General features: G+C 50.9%; 15 protein-coding genes. 10 read left to right on the top strand and 5 right to left on the bottom strand.

Annotated elements, in window-relative coordinates; all coding sequences use genetic code 11:
• Positions 1-36 precede the first annotated feature (36 nt).
• Complete coding sequence (locus F3F96_RS06730; RefSeq protein WP_176962481.1) at positions 37-399, bottom strand: hypothetical protein; 363 nt, start codon at positions 397-399, stop codon at positions 37-39.
• Positions 400-658: 259 nt separating this feature from the next.
• Between F3F96_RS06730 and F3F96_RS06725 the strand changes: the two genes are divergently transcribed.
• Both F3F96_RS06725 and F3F96_RS06720 read left to right on the top strand, forming a co-directional pair.
• The gene (locus F3F96_RS06725; RefSeq protein WP_241697696.1) at positions 659-898 is read left to right on the top strand and encodes a hypothetical protein; all 240 of its coding nucleotides are present in this window, start codon (positions 659-661) and stop codon (positions 896-898) included.
• 27 nt (positions 899-925) lie between these two features.
• Positions 926-1,600 (top strand): transposase, encoded by a 675-nt coding sequence (locus tag F3F96_RS06720; protein WP_176962480.1) that lies wholly within the window; start codon positions 926-928, stop codon positions 1,598-1,600.
• 132 nt (positions 1,601-1,732) lie between these two features.
• Here the strand turns inward: F3F96_RS06720 and F3F96_RS06715 are convergent, their stop codons facing one another.
• The gene (locus F3F96_RS06715) at positions 1,733-2,089 is read right to left on the bottom strand and encodes a hypothetical protein (protein ID WP_176962479.1); all 357 of its coding nucleotides are present in this window, start codon (positions 2,087-2,089) and stop codon (positions 1,733-1,735) included.
• Between the two features lie 256 nt (positions 2,090-2,345).
• On the opposite strand from F3F96_RS06715, the gene F3F96_RS06710 reads away from it, so the two are divergent.
• The 5 genes from F3F96_RS06710 to F3F96_RS06690 all read left to right on the top strand — a co-directional run bounded on the left by F3F96_RS06710 (position 2,346) and on the right by F3F96_RS06690 (position 10,756).
• Positions 2,346-3,674 carry a thiolase family protein gene (locus tag F3F96_RS06710; protein ID WP_176962478.1) on the top strand — a complete coding sequence of 443 codons (1,329 nt, stop codon included), beginning with the start codon at positions 2,346-2,348 and terminating at the stop codon, positions 3,672-3,674.
• Positions 3,662-5,773: a 3-hydroxyacyl-CoA dehydrogenase NAD-binding domain-containing protein gene (locus F3F96_RS06705; protein ID WP_176962477.1), complete on the top strand. Its 2,112-nt coding sequence runs from the start codon at positions 3,662-3,664 to the stop codon at positions 5,771-5,773. Before F3F96_RS06710 ends, F3F96_RS06705 begins: the two co-directional genes overlap by 13 nt.
• Positions 5,754-7,538, top strand: a complete 1,785-nt coding sequence (locus F3F96_RS06700; protein ID WP_176962476.1) for a long-chain fatty acid--CoA ligase — start codon at positions 5,754-5,756, stop codon at positions 7,536-7,538. Before F3F96_RS06705 ends, F3F96_RS06700 begins: the two co-directional genes overlap by 20 nt.
• A gap of 363 nt (positions 7,539-7,901) precedes the next feature.
• On the top strand, positions 7,902-8,519 hold the full coding sequence (gene lipB / locus F3F96_RS06695; RefSeq protein WP_241697695.1) for a lipoyl(octanoyl) transferase LipB: 618 nt from the start codon (positions 7,902-7,904) through the stop codon (positions 8,517-8,519).
• The gene (locus F3F96_RS06690) at positions 8,516-10,756 is read left to right on the top strand and encodes a nitrate- and nitrite sensing domain-containing protein (RefSeq protein ID WP_176962474.1); all 2,241 of its coding nucleotides are present in this window, start codon (positions 8,516-8,518) and stop codon (positions 10,754-10,756) included. The genes lipB and F3F96_RS06690 overlap by 4 nt, the downstream gene beginning before the upstream one ends.
• Here the strand turns inward: F3F96_RS06690 and F3F96_RS06685 are convergent.
• Both F3F96_RS06685 and F3F96_RS06680 read right to left on the bottom strand, forming a co-directional pair.
• A complete protein-coding gene (locus tag F3F96_RS06685) occupies positions 10,753-11,325 on the bottom strand; it encodes a class I SAM-dependent methyltransferase (RefSeq protein ID WP_176962473.1) in 573 nt (190 codons plus the stop codon). The genes F3F96_RS06690 and F3F96_RS06685 overlap by 4 nt on opposite strands.
• Entirely contained in the window at positions 11,318-12,304 is a 987-nt protein-coding gene (locus tag F3F96_RS06680; protein ID WP_241697707.1) for an FAD-binding oxidoreductase, read from the bottom strand. Before F3F96_RS06680 ends, F3F96_RS06685 begins: the two co-directional genes overlap by 8 nt.
• Between F3F96_RS06680 and F3F96_RS12445 the strand changes: the two genes are divergently transcribed.
• Together F3F96_RS12445 and dksA are read left to right on the top strand one after the other, a co-directional pair.
• Positions 12,290-12,433, top strand: a complete 144-nt coding sequence (locus F3F96_RS12445) for a hypothetical protein (protein WP_241697708.1) — start codon at positions 12,290-12,292, stop codon at positions 12,431-12,433. The two genes, F3F96_RS06680 and F3F96_RS12445, sit on opposite strands and share 15 nt — an antisense overlap.
• A gap of 135 nt (positions 12,434-12,568) precedes the next feature.
• Positions 12,569-12,940 (top strand): RNA polymerase-binding protein DksA, encoded by a 372-nt coding sequence (gene dksA / locus F3F96_RS06675; protein ID WP_176962471.1) that lies wholly within the window; start codon positions 12,569-12,571, stop codon positions 12,938-12,940.
• Positions 12,941-13,011: 71 nt separating this feature from the next.
• Here the strand turns inward: dksA and F3F96_RS06670 are convergent, their stop codons facing one another.
• Complete coding sequence (locus F3F96_RS06670) at positions 13,012-13,518, bottom strand: FKBP-type peptidyl-prolyl cis-trans isomerase (RefSeq protein WP_176962470.1); 507 nt, start codon at positions 13,516-13,518, stop codon at positions 13,012-13,014.
• Between the two features lie 142 nt (positions 13,519-13,660).
• On the opposite strand from F3F96_RS06670, the gene dnaX reads away from it, so the two are divergent.
• Positions 13,661-15,328, top strand: a complete 1,668-nt coding sequence (dnaX, locus tag F3F96_RS06665) for a DNA polymerase III subunit gamma/tau (RefSeq protein ID WP_176962469.1) — start codon at positions 13,661-13,663, stop codon at positions 15,326-15,328.
• Positions 15,329-15,365: the final 37 nt, after the last annotated feature.

Here is a 15,365-nt window from a genome sequence, read left to right as displayed (position 1 = left end):
AAAGAGGAGGGCTAACCTCCTCTTTTTTATGCTGGATTACTGACCGTAGATGGAGCGCATGCTGTAAACCTTTGCAGATGAAGGTGTTGGGAAAATGGTTCCAGCACTCTCTTCGTGTTCCTCATCCTCTTCATGCTCATCAGCTTCTGCGAATTCGTCTGATTCACCGGCGCAGCTGCCCATCATGTCGCCATGGGCCATATGTGCATCAACTGCAGCTTCACCCACCTCAATGGTGTGCATATTGTCAGGGTTGCCTGGAGGGATATGGCAGATGACCGCTTTATGATCGTGTTTGTCTCTATCTGCATAAACGTTGCTGGCTGTAAGAGCAAAGAGCGCTGCGACGGCAAAGAGAAGTGATACGAATCTGATGCTGTTACTGTTGAAGTTACTCATCTGCATCCTCCTTGGAATATGAGTGACAATCTTCTGTTGTCTGCTTTTCCTGTAGATGATGCTAATTGGATAGTGAAAATACAGATGTGCCATAAATCACAGTCACTGCTGCGCTTTTCCGAGAGAACTAAAGCCGCTGATTATTGAAATAATCCTTCATTGTAAGTGATATCAGACTTTGCCGACTTACTTGCGTAGAGAATGTGTGTAAGCTACACATAGAGTATAGGCTTTTTTTTCGACCGGCGAAGGAGTTCGTATGGCAAGACGAGGCACGACGCAGAACAGAAAGACCGAAGTGGTAGTGGTGGCCGGTATTCGAACGCCGATGGGCAAGATGGGTGGTGCATTTGATAAGCTCGGTGCGGTTGAACTCGGTGCCATTGCTCTGCGTGAGGTTCTGGCCCGCTCCCCTGTTCGCAGTGATGATATTGATCAGGTGATTATTGGCAATGTGATTCAACCATCAGATGCAGGAATTACGGTGACAGTTTACTAAATGCACTAATTATGCTAATTAAAGGTAATGGCACGCTTACCCAGAATTGTTGTACCCGGCTATCCCCATCATGTTACGCAACGAGGAAATCGTCGTGCGCAGACATTTTTCGAAGCAGGCGACTATGAATTCTACAAGTCACTCGTAAGTGACGCAGCGAGAAAGGCAGATGCAGAGATATGGTGCTACTGTCTTATGCCAAACCATGTTCACATGATCATTGTTCCATCGGATGAAGACGGATTACGACGCACCTTTGCCGATGCTCACCGTCGCTATACGGGTCACATCAATGCTCGTCTGCGGGAGACAGGGCATTTGTGGCAAGGTCGGTTTGGTTCGGTTGTGATGGATGAAGAACATCTGATGCACGCTGTACGCTATGTATCGATGAATCCTGTCCGTGCAAGGTTAGTGGAGCGAGCGGAGGATTGGCGCTGGTCGAGTGTGGCGAGCCACCTTTCAGAGCGCGATGATGAGCTGGTTAAGGTGGCACCTGTACTTGAGCGTTATGGAGACTTTGCAAAGTTTCTCGCAGAGAATGGTGATGAATCTGATGCATTCAGGAGTCTTCGGCAGTCTGAAACAACTGGCAGGCCATTGGGGGATGATGCCTGGATGGATGAGGTCTCATCCAGGCTTGGGAAGGATCTGAAGCCCAAGAAACGGGGGCCTAAGCCCAAACATGGAGAAGGGAATTAAGTGTATTTAGTAAACTGTCACCGTAATCCGATTGGGTTGGTACTACCGGTTTAGTTACTGAGAGATAGAGAATTAATTTTGACTGATAAAAAATGAGGAGGCGAAGCCTCCTCTTTTTTGTTTTCGGTTTATTTACTGTCCGTAGATGGAGCGCATGCTGTAAGCACTTGCTGATGAGGTTGCTGGGGGAGTGCCGCCAGCACTCTCTTCATGCTCCTCAGCTTCTTCGTGCTCGTCAGTTTCTGCGAACTTGTCGGATTCACCGGCGCAGCTACCCATCATGTCGCCATGGGCCATGTGTGCATCAACTGCGGGCTCACCCACCTCAATGGTGTGCATATTGTCAGGGTTGCCTGGAGGGATGTGGCAGATGACCGCTTTATGATCGTGGTGGTCTCTATCTGCATAAGCAGTACTGATTGTTAAACCAATCATCGCTGCGATGGCAAAGAGAAGTGATACGAGTCTGATGTTGTTGAAGTTTCTCATCTGCATCCTCCTTGGAATATGAGTGACAATCTTCTGTTGCCTGCTTTTCCTGTAGATGATGCTAATTGGATAGTTAAAATACAGATGTGCCATAAATCACAGTCACTGCTGCTCATTGGAGAGAGAACGATTGCTACTGTTGAACAAATAATCCTTCATTGTAAGTGAGATCAGACTTTGCCGACTTACTTGCGTAGAGAATGTGTGTAAGCTACACATAGGGTATAGGCTTTTTTCGACCGGCGAAGGAGTTCGTATGGCTAGACGAGGTGTGACGCAGAACAGAAAGACCGAAGTGGTAGTGGTTGCCGGTATTCGAACTCCGATGGGCAAGATGGGTGGTGCCTTTGATAAGCTCGGTGCGGTTGAGCTCGGTGCAATCGCTCTGCGTGAGGTTCTGGCCCGCTCACCGGTCAGCAGTGATGAGATTGATCAGGTGATTGTCGGTAATGTGATTCAACCTTCAGATGCCGCCAATATCGCCCGTGTGATTGCACTCAATGCCGGCATAGCTCGCGCTACGCCTGCCCATACCGTACATCGTAACTGTGCATCAGGCATGCAGGCGGTCACCGATGCCGCAGAGAAGATTCAGGCAGGGCGTGCGGATGTAGTGCTGGCCGGTGGTGTCGAGTCGATGACACATGCGCCACTGCTATTTCATGATCAGTTCCGAGCCGCAATGGCTAAACTTCCGAGAGCGAAAAATATGCAGCAGAAACTGGCTGTTTTTACCGAGCTTGCGCGGGCACCGTGGAAACCGCGTATTGCATTGATGGAAGGGTTGACCGATCCAACGGTGAATATGGGCATGGGCCAAACAGCAGAGCTTCTGGCCCGTGAATTTGCAGTTTCTCGCAGTGAACAGGATAGCTTTGCACTACAGAGCCATCAGCGGGCTGCAGCAGCCTGGGATAGGGGTTGGTATGATGATGAGGTGATGCATCTGTTTGCGCCACCATCCTACGCCTCTGTGCACCGTGACGAGGGCATTCGCGCTGCTCAGAACATGCAGGCGCTGGAGAAGTTGAAACCGGTGTTTGACAGGCCTCTGGGCAGTGTGACAGCAGGTAACAGCTCACAGATCACCGATGGTGCCGCCATGCTGATTCTGAGCAGTCGTGCTAAAGCCGAGGCAGAAGGGTGGCCGATTATGGGGTATCTCGATGACTGGGCTTATGCAGGTTGTGATCCCGAGCGCATGGGGCTGGGGCCGGTGTATGCAACCCATAAACTGCTCTCAAGATATGGGTTGGCAGTGAGTGATCTGACCCGCATGGAGATCAATGAAGCCTTTGCCGTGCAGGTGCTGGCCTGCATGAAAGCGATGGATTCCGAATCCTTTGCCAGCCAGAAGCTGGGCATGAGCAAAGCGATGGGAGCTCCCGATATGGATCTGCTCAATGTGAATGGTGGTGCTGTTGCACTGGGTCATCCGGTTGGCATGAGCGGAGCGCGATTGATACTGACGATGTTAAGGCAGCTGAAAAAAGATACCGATGGTGGTTTGGGTGTTGCCTCGCTCTGCATTGGCGGCGGGCAGGGTGGTGCTGTGCTGATCAGGAGTGAACCATGGAAGTCGTAACGCTGATTCAACAGGGCCATGAGGCCCGTCTTCATTTTTCACGCACGGATAGATCGGTCAATGTGCTCGATGAGTTGTGTATCTCGCAACTGGAGGCGCATCTTGAGGCGCTGGAGAAGAGTCCGCCGAAAATATTAGTACTGGAGAGCGGTATTAGCGGCTGTTTTATCGCCGGTGCCGATCTGGAGATTATTGCTGCTGTAACCGATCAGAAGGAGGCGACACGCTTAGCTGAGCGGGGGCAATCGCTCTGTCGCCGTATTGAGGTGCTGCCTTCAGTATCGATTGCACTGGTGCATGGTGCCTGTATGGGTGGCGGTCTAGAGGTAGCACTGGCCTGTGACTATATCGTGGCAGTCGAGAGCAAGAAAACCCAGCTCGCGCTACCGGAGATTAAAATTGGCATCCATCCCGGTTTTGGCGGCTGTATCCGCCTGCCCAAACGGGTTGGCTGGATCAAAGCGGTGGAGATGATTCTCAGCGGTTCTGCTGTGGATGCCAAACGGGCCAAACGCATCGGACTTGCTGCGTTGATCACTCAACCTGAACTACAGGAGAAGGCGATCTTTTATCTGGCTGGCAAAGGCAAGGTGAAAGCGCGAAAATTCAATCCATGGTGGTTAAAGCTATGGCCTGCAAAAGAACTGTTTTTTCAGCAGGTGGAGAAACGCACCTATGCACGACTTCAACATATTGATGTAGCTACAGCCTATCCGGCCATACCGGCTGCTATAACCCTGCTTAAGGAGATCATCGGCATCTCCGATGGTCTGGCGCTGGCCCGTGAGGCTGAATCACTCGGCAAACTGGCTGTCACACCCACCTGTAAAAATCTTATTCGGGTATTCCATCTCGGCGATTCTCTAAAAAAACAGCCCGCGGCAGCACGCGGTCGCGAAGCGGTGGCAGGTTTTAAGAAGACAGCTGTTTATGGCGCCGGTGTGATGGGTGGCGGTATCGCCTGGGTGGCAGCAAAAACGATGGCTGTTGATCTGCATGAGGTGGCGGCAGAACCGCTGGCTCGTGGCATGCAGGGGATCGGCAGATTGGCCACCCGCAGAGGTAGAACTGATCAACGTCGTCTCTCACGTATACGCACCGTGCTTGATAGCAGTGGTCTGGCCGATGCCGATGTGGTGATTGAGGCGGTGGTTGAAGATATCAAAGTGAAACGAAAACTCTGGCTGGAAGTCGGCAAACATGTATCCAGAGATGCACTGCTGCTCTCCAATACCTCCTCACTGGCTGTGACCGATATGCAGCATCGGCGTGCCAATGCCGGTCGTATTGCCGGTCTCCACTTCTTTAATCCGGCACCGAAGATGCCACTGGTGGAGGTGATTGCGGGCGAGAAAACCACAAGTGAGTGCGTCGATAAAACCTGTGCACTGGCAGCATCGTGGGGTAAATACCCGATCATCGTGGCAGATCGCCCCGGTTTTCTTGTCAACCGTTGTCTGATGCCATTTATGGTGGCGGCTCTTAAACTGATTGAGGCGGGTCAGAAACCCGAACATGTGGATGGGGCGCTGAAAAACTTCGGTATGCCGATGGGTGCGATTGAGCTGGCCGACAGGGTTGGTCTGGATATCTGTTTCCATGTCGGAGCCCATCTCGGTGAAACACTGGGGGCAGAGCAGCCTGAACGCTTTGCCATGCCGCACTGGTTCGGGTCCATGGTCAGTGATGGCCTGCTGGGTGAGAAATCCGGCAAAGGCTTCTTCAGTTATGAGAAGGGAAAACAGGGGAATTTGAATCCTGAACTTGGCAACTATCTGCCCGGTTTTAAGGTCAGGGAACATGAAACAGATGCTGATATCACTGTGGAGTCATCGACGATGAGCAATAGCAGTGTGGTTGATGCCTGTCTTATTCCGATGTTGATTGAAGCACTGAATTGCCTGAGTGAGAAGGTGGTGGATGATCCGGTTCATCTGGATGCTGCATTTATCTACGGCATCGGCTTCCCGCCATTTCGAGGCGGGCTACTGCGCTATTTCGCAGGATGTGAACGATCAGATTTGAAAATGAGGATTGAGCAGGCCGGTTATGAACTGCCTGCAAATCTGGAGGTGCTGGATGGATTCAACGGAGAGTAGTTGTCCCGGCCTGGTTCAGGTGGAGAAGGCGAATTGCCTCTCTGATCTTCTGCTGGCATCACCGCCTGACTGGCTTGATAAACCGATGCTGCGTTTTCGCCAGGCTGATGGAACATGGAAACAGTGGAGTCGTATCCGGGTACAGCAGGCGGTACTGCGTGTGGCGGCATGGCTGGAATCCAGCGGTGTAAAAGCCGGTGATCGGGTCGGCATTCTCGGCCATAACTGCCCGGAGTGGTTTATTGCCGATTTCGCTATTTTAAGATTGGGGGCGGTAACCGTTCCGGCCTATTTCACTGACCCACTTGAGGCAGTGCAGTATGTCTTTGCAGATGCAGGTGTCTCGGCCATCTTTGTTGAGGAGGGGGATCAGCTGGAGAAGCTGGAGGGGATAGATAAACCTCTGCTGCCATTTCATGGTGAGTCCGACTCGATCAGTGCGATTGCTCTGGATGAGAGTTGGGATCATCGGCTTGAAGCCTGTAGTCCTGAGCGTGATATGCTGGCGACACTGATCTACACCTCCGGCACAACCGGCTTTCCCAAAGGGGTGATGTTAAGCCATGATAATCTGCTCTCTGATGTGGCCGCGGGCCTTGGCGGGGTGGCTGTTTTTTCCGATGATGTTTTCCTCTCTTTTCTGCCTGCATCCCACGCCTTTGAGCGTACTGTCGGCCATTTTCTGCCTACCGTATGCGGTTCAGAGATCGCTTATGCGGAAGCAGTGACCACGTTGCTGCGGGATATGCCGGAGGTAAAACCCACAGTGATGATCTCTGTGCCACGCCTGTATGAGAAGATCTATGCCGGTGTGCAGGCCAAGCTGGCTGATGGGCCGGCTATCAAACAGAAGCTGTTCAAGCTGGCTCAAAAGCTGGGTATGGAACAGTTCGAACTGGAGCAGCAGGGACGCTCCTTAAGCGTTGGTAAAGCAGTGATCTGGTCTCTCCTGGATAATGTTGTTAATGCCAAACTGCGTGAAAAGATGGGTGGCTCTATTCGTGCTTTTATCTCTGGTGGTGCTGCCCTGCATCCTGATATTGCCTGTTTCCTGCTGGCTGCCGGTATCAAGGTGTTGCCGGGTTACGGGCTGACTGAAACCTCCCCCGTGCTTTCAGTAAATCGTTTTGGTGCCATTAAACCGGAAACGGTAGGTCCAGCCCTGCCCGGTGTTGAAATCAAGGTGGCTGAGGATGGAGAGCTGCTGGTGAAAGGGCCGATGGTGATGCAGGGCTACTGGCAGAGGCAGGAGGAGAGTGCCGCCATGTTTGATGCTGATGGCTGGCTGTTAACCGGTGATATCGTTGAGGTTGATGCTGATGGTTATATCAAAATCGTGGATAGGAAAAAGGAGATTATGGTGCTCTCCAATGGTGAGAATGTTGCACCTGCTGTGATTGAGCAGCATCTGACCCAGTCACCGGCTATTCTGCAGGCCATGGTTGTGGCCGATAACAGGCCTGATGTGGTGGCGCTGATTGTGCCCGATGGTGATGGCCTGCGCAGGTTGTGGCAGCAGACGATGAATGAAGAGCTGCCGGATCACTGGCAGGAGGATGACAGGGTACATAACTGGATGCTGGTTCAGATGCGCAGTGAAGAGCACGATCTTTCCAGCTTTATGCAGGTCAAACGTTTTGCTTTTGTTGGGCAGGAGTGGAGTCAGGATTCAGGTCTACTGACACCGACCCTGAAGCTGAAACGTCGAAAAATATGTGAGCTCTATAGCGATCTGATCCGGGATCTCTACCCCAAAGAAAACTGACCGCCTTAACAGGTCGGCCAGATATCTTTGCCTGTTACTTCTAATCCATCTTCTGTTGTTGGTCCTGTTTTTTTTGTGCAATGACTACGACATAGACCAGAATTCCGCACAGTAGCGCAATGCCGACTATGCCAATCCCAACGATAGGAAGACCTTCCATCATCTCCTCCAATTTCCCCGATATTATTTTAAATTATGATTTTGGGTCCCCACAACCGTCAAAATCATAACGGCGCATACCCTAGGATTTTTCTTAGGTTTGGGTATCCCCCGTTTTATTGGGGGTACTGTTGCTGTTGCCATATTTTATGCAGTGATAAAAAGAGCATATACAGTAGGAAGCCCCCTTGTAGTATGCGAAGAATGGGCAGTCGGGATCTTATCTACAGTTGGCTGGGGCGGCAGGCGTATGAACCGCTCTGGCAGATGTTATCGGCGCGTGCCGGTGCAGTTGGCAAAGGTGCGGATGAAGAGATTGTCTTCTGCTGCGAGCACGAAGCGGTCTATACGACTGGCCGCCGTGGCGTGGACAACCGTCTGGAAGAGCTTCTGCCTGCAGCAGTTGTGAAGAGTGATCGGGGTGGCGAGATGACCTTTCACGGTCCCGGCCAGCTTATGCTCTACCCCATTATTCATCTTAAAAATCGTCAGCTTGGCGTAAAGCAGTATGTGCATCTGCTTGAAGTCTCATGCATTGCGTTGCTCAGAGAACTGGGCATCACTGCAGAGAGCAGGTGTGGTTTTCCAGGTGTATGGACGGCAGAGGGTAAGATTGCTGCACTTGGCGTGCGAGTCAGTGGTGGCGTGGCTTACCACGGTATGGCACTGAATGTGGATGTTGATGAGAAGTGGTTTGCTGCGATCAATCCGTGTGGCCTGCAATCTAAGGTGGTCTCTCTCTCGTCGTTTATCGAGCCGCTTGCTCTACCTGAACTGGCCTCTCGCTGGTCTGACCACTTCAACCGGTTGATGAGCCAATGAATTCTGTCACCTTAAAGCCAGCATCATTCTCTATCAAAAACAGAGTCATTCTGATTGTAAGCCTGTTTGTGTTTATGTTGCTGGCTTTTACGGTTTATCACTTCAGTCATCGTTGGGGTGAGCTCACGCAGATTAGTCGTTCACAGGATGCTTTTGAGGTTACTCGTCATGTTAACCTGCTCGTTTATGAGCTTGAGAAGGAGTTCGCTCTTACGGCTGGATTTTTAGCGGGTTCAAAAGAGCCCCTGCGCATTAAAATGCTTAAGCAGCAGCAGAAAAGTGATGATGAAGTAGAGAAGCTTACCACTCTGCTCTCCAGTTACCGTCAACAATGGCAAGGTTCAGTCAAACTCAAGAGTATCGATAGTATGGTGGAGTCTCTACAGGGGGTTATCGCGCTACGCAGCGCTGGCAAGCAGGGATCTTTCGACAGTTATTCAGATTATACCGACAGCCTTATTCAACAGGCTGGAGATATCACCGGCATGAGTATAAGCGCTGAGCTAAGAGACAGGTTCGATGCCTATATGAAGCTCATGTGGCTGATTGAGGAGTCGGGGCAGGAGCGTGGAATTACCTACGAAATGATTGAAGGAGGCACATTTTCTGTCTCGGAGTTGTTGAAAGTTGATAACTATATCAGCCACCAAAATGAGCTGATTGATCGATTTAAGCGTGTTGGTGAGACTCGTTTTGTCACCATGCTTAACGCAAGGTTTGATGAGCCGGTTGTGCATCATGCCGAGCAGTTAAGAGCAGCTCTAAAAGAGCAGGTACAACTCAATGACCTGCTCAACAGGTTACATGCGACAGTGGGTTATGGCGGCCTGATCCACGCTTTCAAGAACTATGTAATCAGGGGGGATAGCGATTACGAGAAGCTGTTTCATGAGCAGATGAAGCTCTTCAAACTGTTGTCCAGTGATATTAAGCACCTGAATCTTGGTGGTGAGATCGCTGACAGGATTGCAATTATTGAGGCTACGGTAGAGCAGTATCACGGCTATATCGATACCATTGGCCAGATGCGGGGGCAGGGCAGGAGCATCTCTGAAATCGACAAACGGGTCAGAGTGGATGATCGCCCTGCATTGGATGCGATTGAGTTTTTGCGATTACACATTACTAAAATCGATTCGACAGATTGGTGGGTTTCAACTTCAGAGCGCATGCAGCATATTTTCGAGGTTGCCGGAGCGCTGGAGCAGGATATCCATCGGGGCATTGGTCAGCAGTTGCAGGCCGCTTACCGATCCATGCTCTACTACCTTCTTTTGAGTCTGCTGCTGCTTATCATTACGCTCTACTCGGCCTACTACCTCATCAGGCATGTGGCTGGATCACTCACATTGATGGCAGAAACGTTGCAATCAGCCACCCATCAGGAGAACTACGAGCTGTTATTGAATGAGTCCAGAGGTGATGAGATCGGCCAATTAGCCAGAGCATTTAACAGGCTGATCGGTGAGCGACAGCATGCCGAAACACAGCTCCTGCATCTCTCTGAGAAGAGTCGTCATCTCTCTCGCAGGCTTATCACTGCTGCCGAGAATGAGCGAAGTTATATTGCCCGTGAACTTCATGATGAGCTGGGTCAGCCCCTGACTGCGGTGAAGACCATTGCCACGCTACTGGCTAAGCAGTCAGAAGATCCACAGGTGATTACTGATGCCGGAGAGATCAAGCTGATGATCGACAGGCTGTTCAGGAATGTTCGCCGTATCCTTAAGCGCATCAGGCCGGATATGCTGGATGCATCCAATCTTCAGGATGGTCTGCTGGATGTGATTAAGCAGTGGCAAAGAAACAATAATATCGCCTGTTCATTTAACTGTTCAGGCGCACTGAATCAGCTGCCGGATATGGTGAAGGTGGCCACCTATCGATTGATTCAGGAGAGCCTCACCAACATTTCAAGGCACGCCAAAGCCAGTTCAGTGACCATTGACGTTGCGGTGGTTCGCGATGGTGGGCCACTGCTTAAACTGGATGTCCAGGATGATGGTGTCGGCGCAGATGTGAGTAGTCTGGATATGATGGGACTTGGCATGATCGGTATTCATGAACGTGTTCGATCGCTGAATGGCAAATGTGATTTTATCAGTTCCCCGGGCAAGGGTATGCATATTGCTGTCTCGATACCGTTTTCGCATGGTCGCGATGTGGAGCAGGAGGAGCTTTCGAATCAGACGATGGAGATATTCCAGTCGGGAAGAAAAGCCTCTTCCAACGATTAACAGGCGATGATCTCAATCCATTGCGGTGAGGTGTGCGGATCCTGATCCGGGTTGTGCATACGTACCGTGAATAGTTGTTGCGATAGCCTGTTTGCCCATTGAATCACTGCCGCTGTCTCCTCCTTGCCACCGGGGTGTCCCGGATAGGCGAGAATAGAGATGATGCCGTTTCCGGCTAACAGCTCTGTTGCAGCATCCAGTGCTTTGATGGTGGTTGCTGTGGTGGTAATCAGAGATTTATCTGCACTGGGAAGATAACCCAGATTAAACATGATGATATCGACGCTGCCGCGATGGATATCTGGTATCTGAGCAGTCATGTTTTCGTGACCGCTATGAATCATGGTTACCCGATTAGAGAGACCTGCGGTTGATAATCTGTTGCGGCTGTTCTCAATCGCCTGCGCCTGAATATCGAAGGCGTAGACGTGGCCGTTTTCGCCAATGTTTGTAGCGAGAAACAGGGTGTCATGGCCATTGCCTGCGGTGGCATCAATAGCAATGGTGTCACTGCCGAGATGGGGCAGCAGGTGAGCGTGTACCTGCCCGGTCAAAGATATTCTAGTCATAACTGATCCTGCTTATATCCGCCTCATCCGGGATAGGTGAGCCCTCTGTGAGGTGGCTGGCAAAGCGTTCCGCATAATAAGGGATCAACATCGACCCTTTGGAGCCAAAGCCGTTGAAGATAGCCAGGCGCGGTTGTGATGGATGGCAGCCGAGGAAGGGCTGTTTATCCAGCGTGTTGGGCCTTACTCCTACCTGATGATCCAACAGTTTGAAGTCGATAGGGGAGCTCAGGAGATTTTGCATACCATTCATCAGTTCGGTTTCACCAGCTTCTGAGGATTCTATATTGGTGAGGTCATGATCGTAAGTGGCACCGGTTTTAAAACTGCCATCAGCAACGGGAAGCATCCATTTTCCACCATTGATAATTTGCTCGGGCAGTTGCTGATCGGTTGTGAAACTGAGGATCTCACCCTTGGCGGGCTGAAAGGGCAGCCAGTTGAACCAGGGGTTCTCCTTTGCCATGAACCCTTCGCAAAAGATCACCCGCTGCGCATCTACACCACGCCATGAAACATTTTTTTCTTTGATGACGAGTTCAGCGTGGTTGAAACAGGATGCGATATAACTCGCATGTGCAGTGAAGAACGTCTTAAAGCAGTCAAGTAGGGCATTGGTATCAAGATAACCTGTATTGCGTTGTACGAATATACCATGTGTGGTTTTTAGAAGAGGGTGGTCTGTGCAGCCATCTCCAAGGTATTGAGTATAAGCAGGATCTTGCGATCGCTGATTAAATTTCAGGAGCTCTTTTTCATTTCTGAATATGCGTAACATCTCTTTTTCATAGAAGAATACCTGCTTAAAGCGCTGCTCCAGCTGGCGGTAGAAATTGATGGCAACAGGGATGACTGTTTCAGCATTGGCTTGCAGCACCAGTCGTTGTCCGGTCACCGGATTGAACAGGCCGGCAGCCACACGTGAGGCTGAAGGTGAGGTTTCGTCAGCAACGATGAAAACCCGTTGACCGCGCTGCATCAGCTGCCAGGCAAGTATGGAACCGGCCAATCCCTGACCGATGATCAGCGTATCGATATGCTGTTCTGCTTTGAACATGCCGGAATCATAGAAAGAAAAAGAGAGGGCGGCTATCGGCGTCGTAATTAACTGTCGTAAGGCAGCTCTGTAGTTGCTATAATACAATTGTGGATGGGCTTTATTTACACTCATCTACAGAATGGCTATCTTTCGCGCCCTTTTGGAAAACCGGTTTGGAGTTTTCCGCTTGCTGGAGGAATTAGAATGGCACTGAATAAGAAACAATTGGCTGAATTTGAAACGCAACTGACCGACTGGAAAGCTGAGCTGGAAATGGGTCAGAGCGCCAATGTTCACTCTATGACCGAGCTGGAGCAGACCTCTTTTCCTGATCCAACCGATCAGGCCAGTATGGAGACTGATCGCAACTTCGATCTGCGCATCAAGGATCGCGAGCGTAAGCTGATCAAGAAAATTGATCAGGCGGTTGTTCGCATCAAAGATGGTGAGTTCGGTGAGTGTGAATCGTGCGGTGGTGATATCAGTGTGAAGCGGCTGCATGCACGTCCGGTAACCACGCTCTGCATTGAGTGTAAGACTGCGCAGGAGCAGGAAGAGCGCACACGTCTGGATTGATAGAGATAAAAATGTTTGCATAAAAAAAGCCCGCTTAATAGCGGGCTTTTTTTATGCTTGGTTCGGTTTGTTTACCATATGATATCGAGAAGTTCTATTTCGCAGATCAGCGTCTCATTGGGGCCAACATTCTCATTGCCACGGCTGCTGAATGCCATATGGGGTGGAATATAGACTATCCATTTGCTGCCTACATTCATCCTTGTCAGTACCTTCTTCCAGCCACCAATGGTATGTTTGATATACAGTTCTACCGGTTTTCCGGATGGATTGGAGTCGTTGATCACAGTGCCATCAATGAGAGACATTTTCAGGTGGAGATGCACATTGTCAGTCAGCTTGGGTACTTTACCTTCGTAATTATCACGAATAACCTTGTACTGCACACCACTAGGCAGGGTGATGACCCCCTCTTTGGTTGCATTCTCTGCAAGGAATGCTTTGCCTTTGGCCATATTCTCGGCACCAATACCGGTGGCTTGCGAATCGGATTCAGAGTTGCCACAACCGGCCAGAGATAGCATGGCTGCTATAGCGATGATTAAGATGGCTGATCTGCTCGTTGAGTTCGTTTGCATATGATCTATCCTCATTAATAATATTAGCACATACTGAATTAATAAACCTAATTGTCAAAGGGTTTATTATCAGCCTTGTCATCACCTGATTCAGCGCGAGCGCAGCCATTGCAGAGCGGTAAGCAAACCGTAGAGTGCCCTCATGTCTTACCTTGTACTGGCACGCCGCTGGCGCCCACAAAAATTCTCTGATCTGGTTGGTCAGGATGTGGTGGTGCGTACACTGAAGAATGCGCTTTGCAGTGGCAACCTTGCTCACGCCTATCTGTTGTGCGGAATTCGCGGGGTGGGTAAAACCACCATTGCCCGATTGATGGCGATGGCGGTGAACTGCGAAAACTCTACTGATGGTGAACCGTGTGGCAGTTGTGCTGCATGTCGCGGTATTGCCGATGGTTCCAATCTGGATGTGCAGGAGATGGATGCCGCCAGTCATACCGGTGTCGATGATGTGCGGGAGATTCTAGATGGCGTGCGTTATCCGCCAACCAGTCTAAAATGCAAAGTTTATATCATTGATGAGGCGCATATGCTCTCCAAGAGCGCCTTTAATGCACTGTTGAAAACACTGGAAGAGCCACCCGCGCGGGTGCTGTTTATTCTTGCTACGACAGAGTCGGACAAACTTCCGATTACCGTACGTTCCCGCTGCCAGCGCTTTGATCTGCGCCGGCTTGGACAGAGTGAAATCAGCGCTTATCTGGAACATGTACTCAGTTCAGAAAAAATTGCAGCCGATCAGGATGCTGTTGCCGCGATAGCCACAGCCGCCGATGGCAGTGTGCGTGATGCACTCTCACTGGCTGAGCGTGTGCTGGCCTACAGTAGCGAAAACCTCTCTATCGCTGATGTGCAGTCAGCACTCGGGCTGGTGGGCTCTGAATTGGTCTGCAGGCTTTCTCAGGCGCTGTTTGCCGGTGATGCGCTGGCAGCCGTTGAGGTATTGCGCTCCGCGGTGAGTCGAGGCCATGGGCCACGTACGTTGTTACTTGAGCTGAGCCTGTTGTGGCATCAGCTATCCTGCCTGAAAGTCGATAGCAGCCTGCTGGCTGAAGAGATCGATGCCGAGTACCGCGACTGGCTGGAAAAACATGCAGCCGTGGCCGATCTGCAGGCATTGGATTTGAGGTATCAGGTACTGCTTAGTGGTATTCGTGATCTGGCGATTGTCGATGAGCGGATGGGTGCTGAGATGGTGCTGATGCGCCTTAGCGGCCTGAATCTGATTTCTCCGCTGGCTGAGGTGATGGTTGAGCCACTGCCAAAACCTGTGCAGAGCGAGGTGAAGAAGCCGCATGCAGCCATGATGTTTACCGCTGCACCAGAGGTTGAAGAGAAGGTAGAAGCCATTGAAGCGGCACATGTAGCGCCTGAAACAGTTGCATCACCTGAGCCGGATCTGCCTATGCAGGACCAGTCACCGGGAAAAAAATTCACCGATTGGCAGCAGGTGGTAGATGCGTTTCATGAGGTTAAACCGGGTGTGTCGGCCATGCTGGAGCATGTTTTCTGCGTCGAGTTTGGCGGTAAGGTAAGGCTGGCACTGGATAAACATCAGGAGCGCGCACTTGCCACTGCAGACCGCATGGCCTTTGCCGAGTGGCTGGGTCGCGAAGTGTTCTGGGAATCCCAGAAGGATCATGCCGGCGAATCGCTTTCACAGGAGCGGGATCGTCAGGCCAGAGCGGAGACCGCTCGCCTGCGCAAGCAGGCCGAGGATGATCCCCATATACAGGCATTGATGCGTGAAATGGACGCACAATTGGTCAAGGTTCTACCTGCCGGAGTACAGCCTGATGAAGCTGGCTGACGATTCACTCTCATTACTGATTATTAAAAACATGAAC

Source organism: Mariprofundus sp. NF (assembly GCF_013387455.1).
Taxonomy (GTDB): domain Bacteria; phylum Pseudomonadota; class Zetaproteobacteria; order Mariprofundales; family Mariprofundaceae; genus Mariprofundus.
This window is presented reverse-complemented; position numbering and strand designations above follow the sequence as displayed.

Excerpts from the sequence above, each read along its gene's own strand:
- F3F96_RS06730 (WP_176962481.1), bottom strand. The coding sequence starts at position 399 with ATGAGTAACTTCAACAGTAACAGCATCAGATTCGTATCACTTCTCTTT.
- F3F96_RS06725 (WP_241697696.1), top strand. The coding sequence starts at position 659 with ATGGCAAGACGAGGCACGACGCAGAACAGAAAGACCGAAGTGGTAGTG.
- F3F96_RS06720 (WP_176962480.1), top strand. The coding sequence starts at position 926 with ATGGCACGCTTACCCAGAATTGTTGTACCCGGCTATCCCCATCATGTT.
- F3F96_RS06715 (WP_176962479.1), bottom strand. The coding sequence starts at position 2,089 with ATGAGAAACTTCAACAACATCAGACTCGTATCACTTCTCTTTGCCATC.
- F3F96_RS06710 (WP_176962478.1), top strand. The coding sequence starts at position 2,346 with ATGGCTAGACGAGGTGTGACGCAGAACAGAAAGACCGAAGTGGTAGTG.
- F3F96_RS06705 (WP_176962477.1), top strand. The coding sequence starts at position 3,662 with ATGGAAGTCGTAACGCTGATTCAACAGGGCCATGAGGCCCGTCTTCAT.
- F3F96_RS06700 (WP_176962476.1), top strand. The coding sequence starts at position 5,754 with ATGGATTCAACGGAGAGTAGTTGTCCCGGCCTGGTTCAGGTGGAGAAG.
- lipB (WP_241697695.1), top strand. The coding sequence starts at position 7,902 with ATGGGCAGTCGGGATCTTATCTACAGTTGGCTGGGGCGGCAGGCGTAT.
- F3F96_RS06690 (WP_176962474.1), top strand. The coding sequence starts at position 8,516 with ATGAATTCTGTCACCTTAAAGCCAGCATCATTCTCTATCAAAAACAGA.
- F3F96_RS06685 (WP_176962473.1), bottom strand. The coding sequence starts at position 11,325 with ATGACTAGAATATCTTTGACCGGGCAGGTACACGCTCACCTGCTGCCC.
- F3F96_RS06680 (WP_241697707.1), bottom strand. The coding sequence starts at position 12,304 with ATGCAGCGCGGTCAACGGGTTTTCATCGTTGCTGACGAAACCTCACCT.
- dksA (WP_176962471.1), top strand. The coding sequence starts at position 12,569 with ATGGCACTGAATAAGAAACAATTGGCTGAATTTGAAACGCAACTGACC.
- F3F96_RS06670 (WP_176962470.1), bottom strand. The coding sequence starts at position 13,518 with ATGCAAACGAACTCAACGAGCAGATCAGCCATCTTAATCATCGCTATA.
- dnaX (WP_176962469.1), top strand. The coding sequence starts at position 13,661 with ATGTCTTACCTTGTACTGGCACGCCGCTGGCGCCCACAAAAATTCTCT.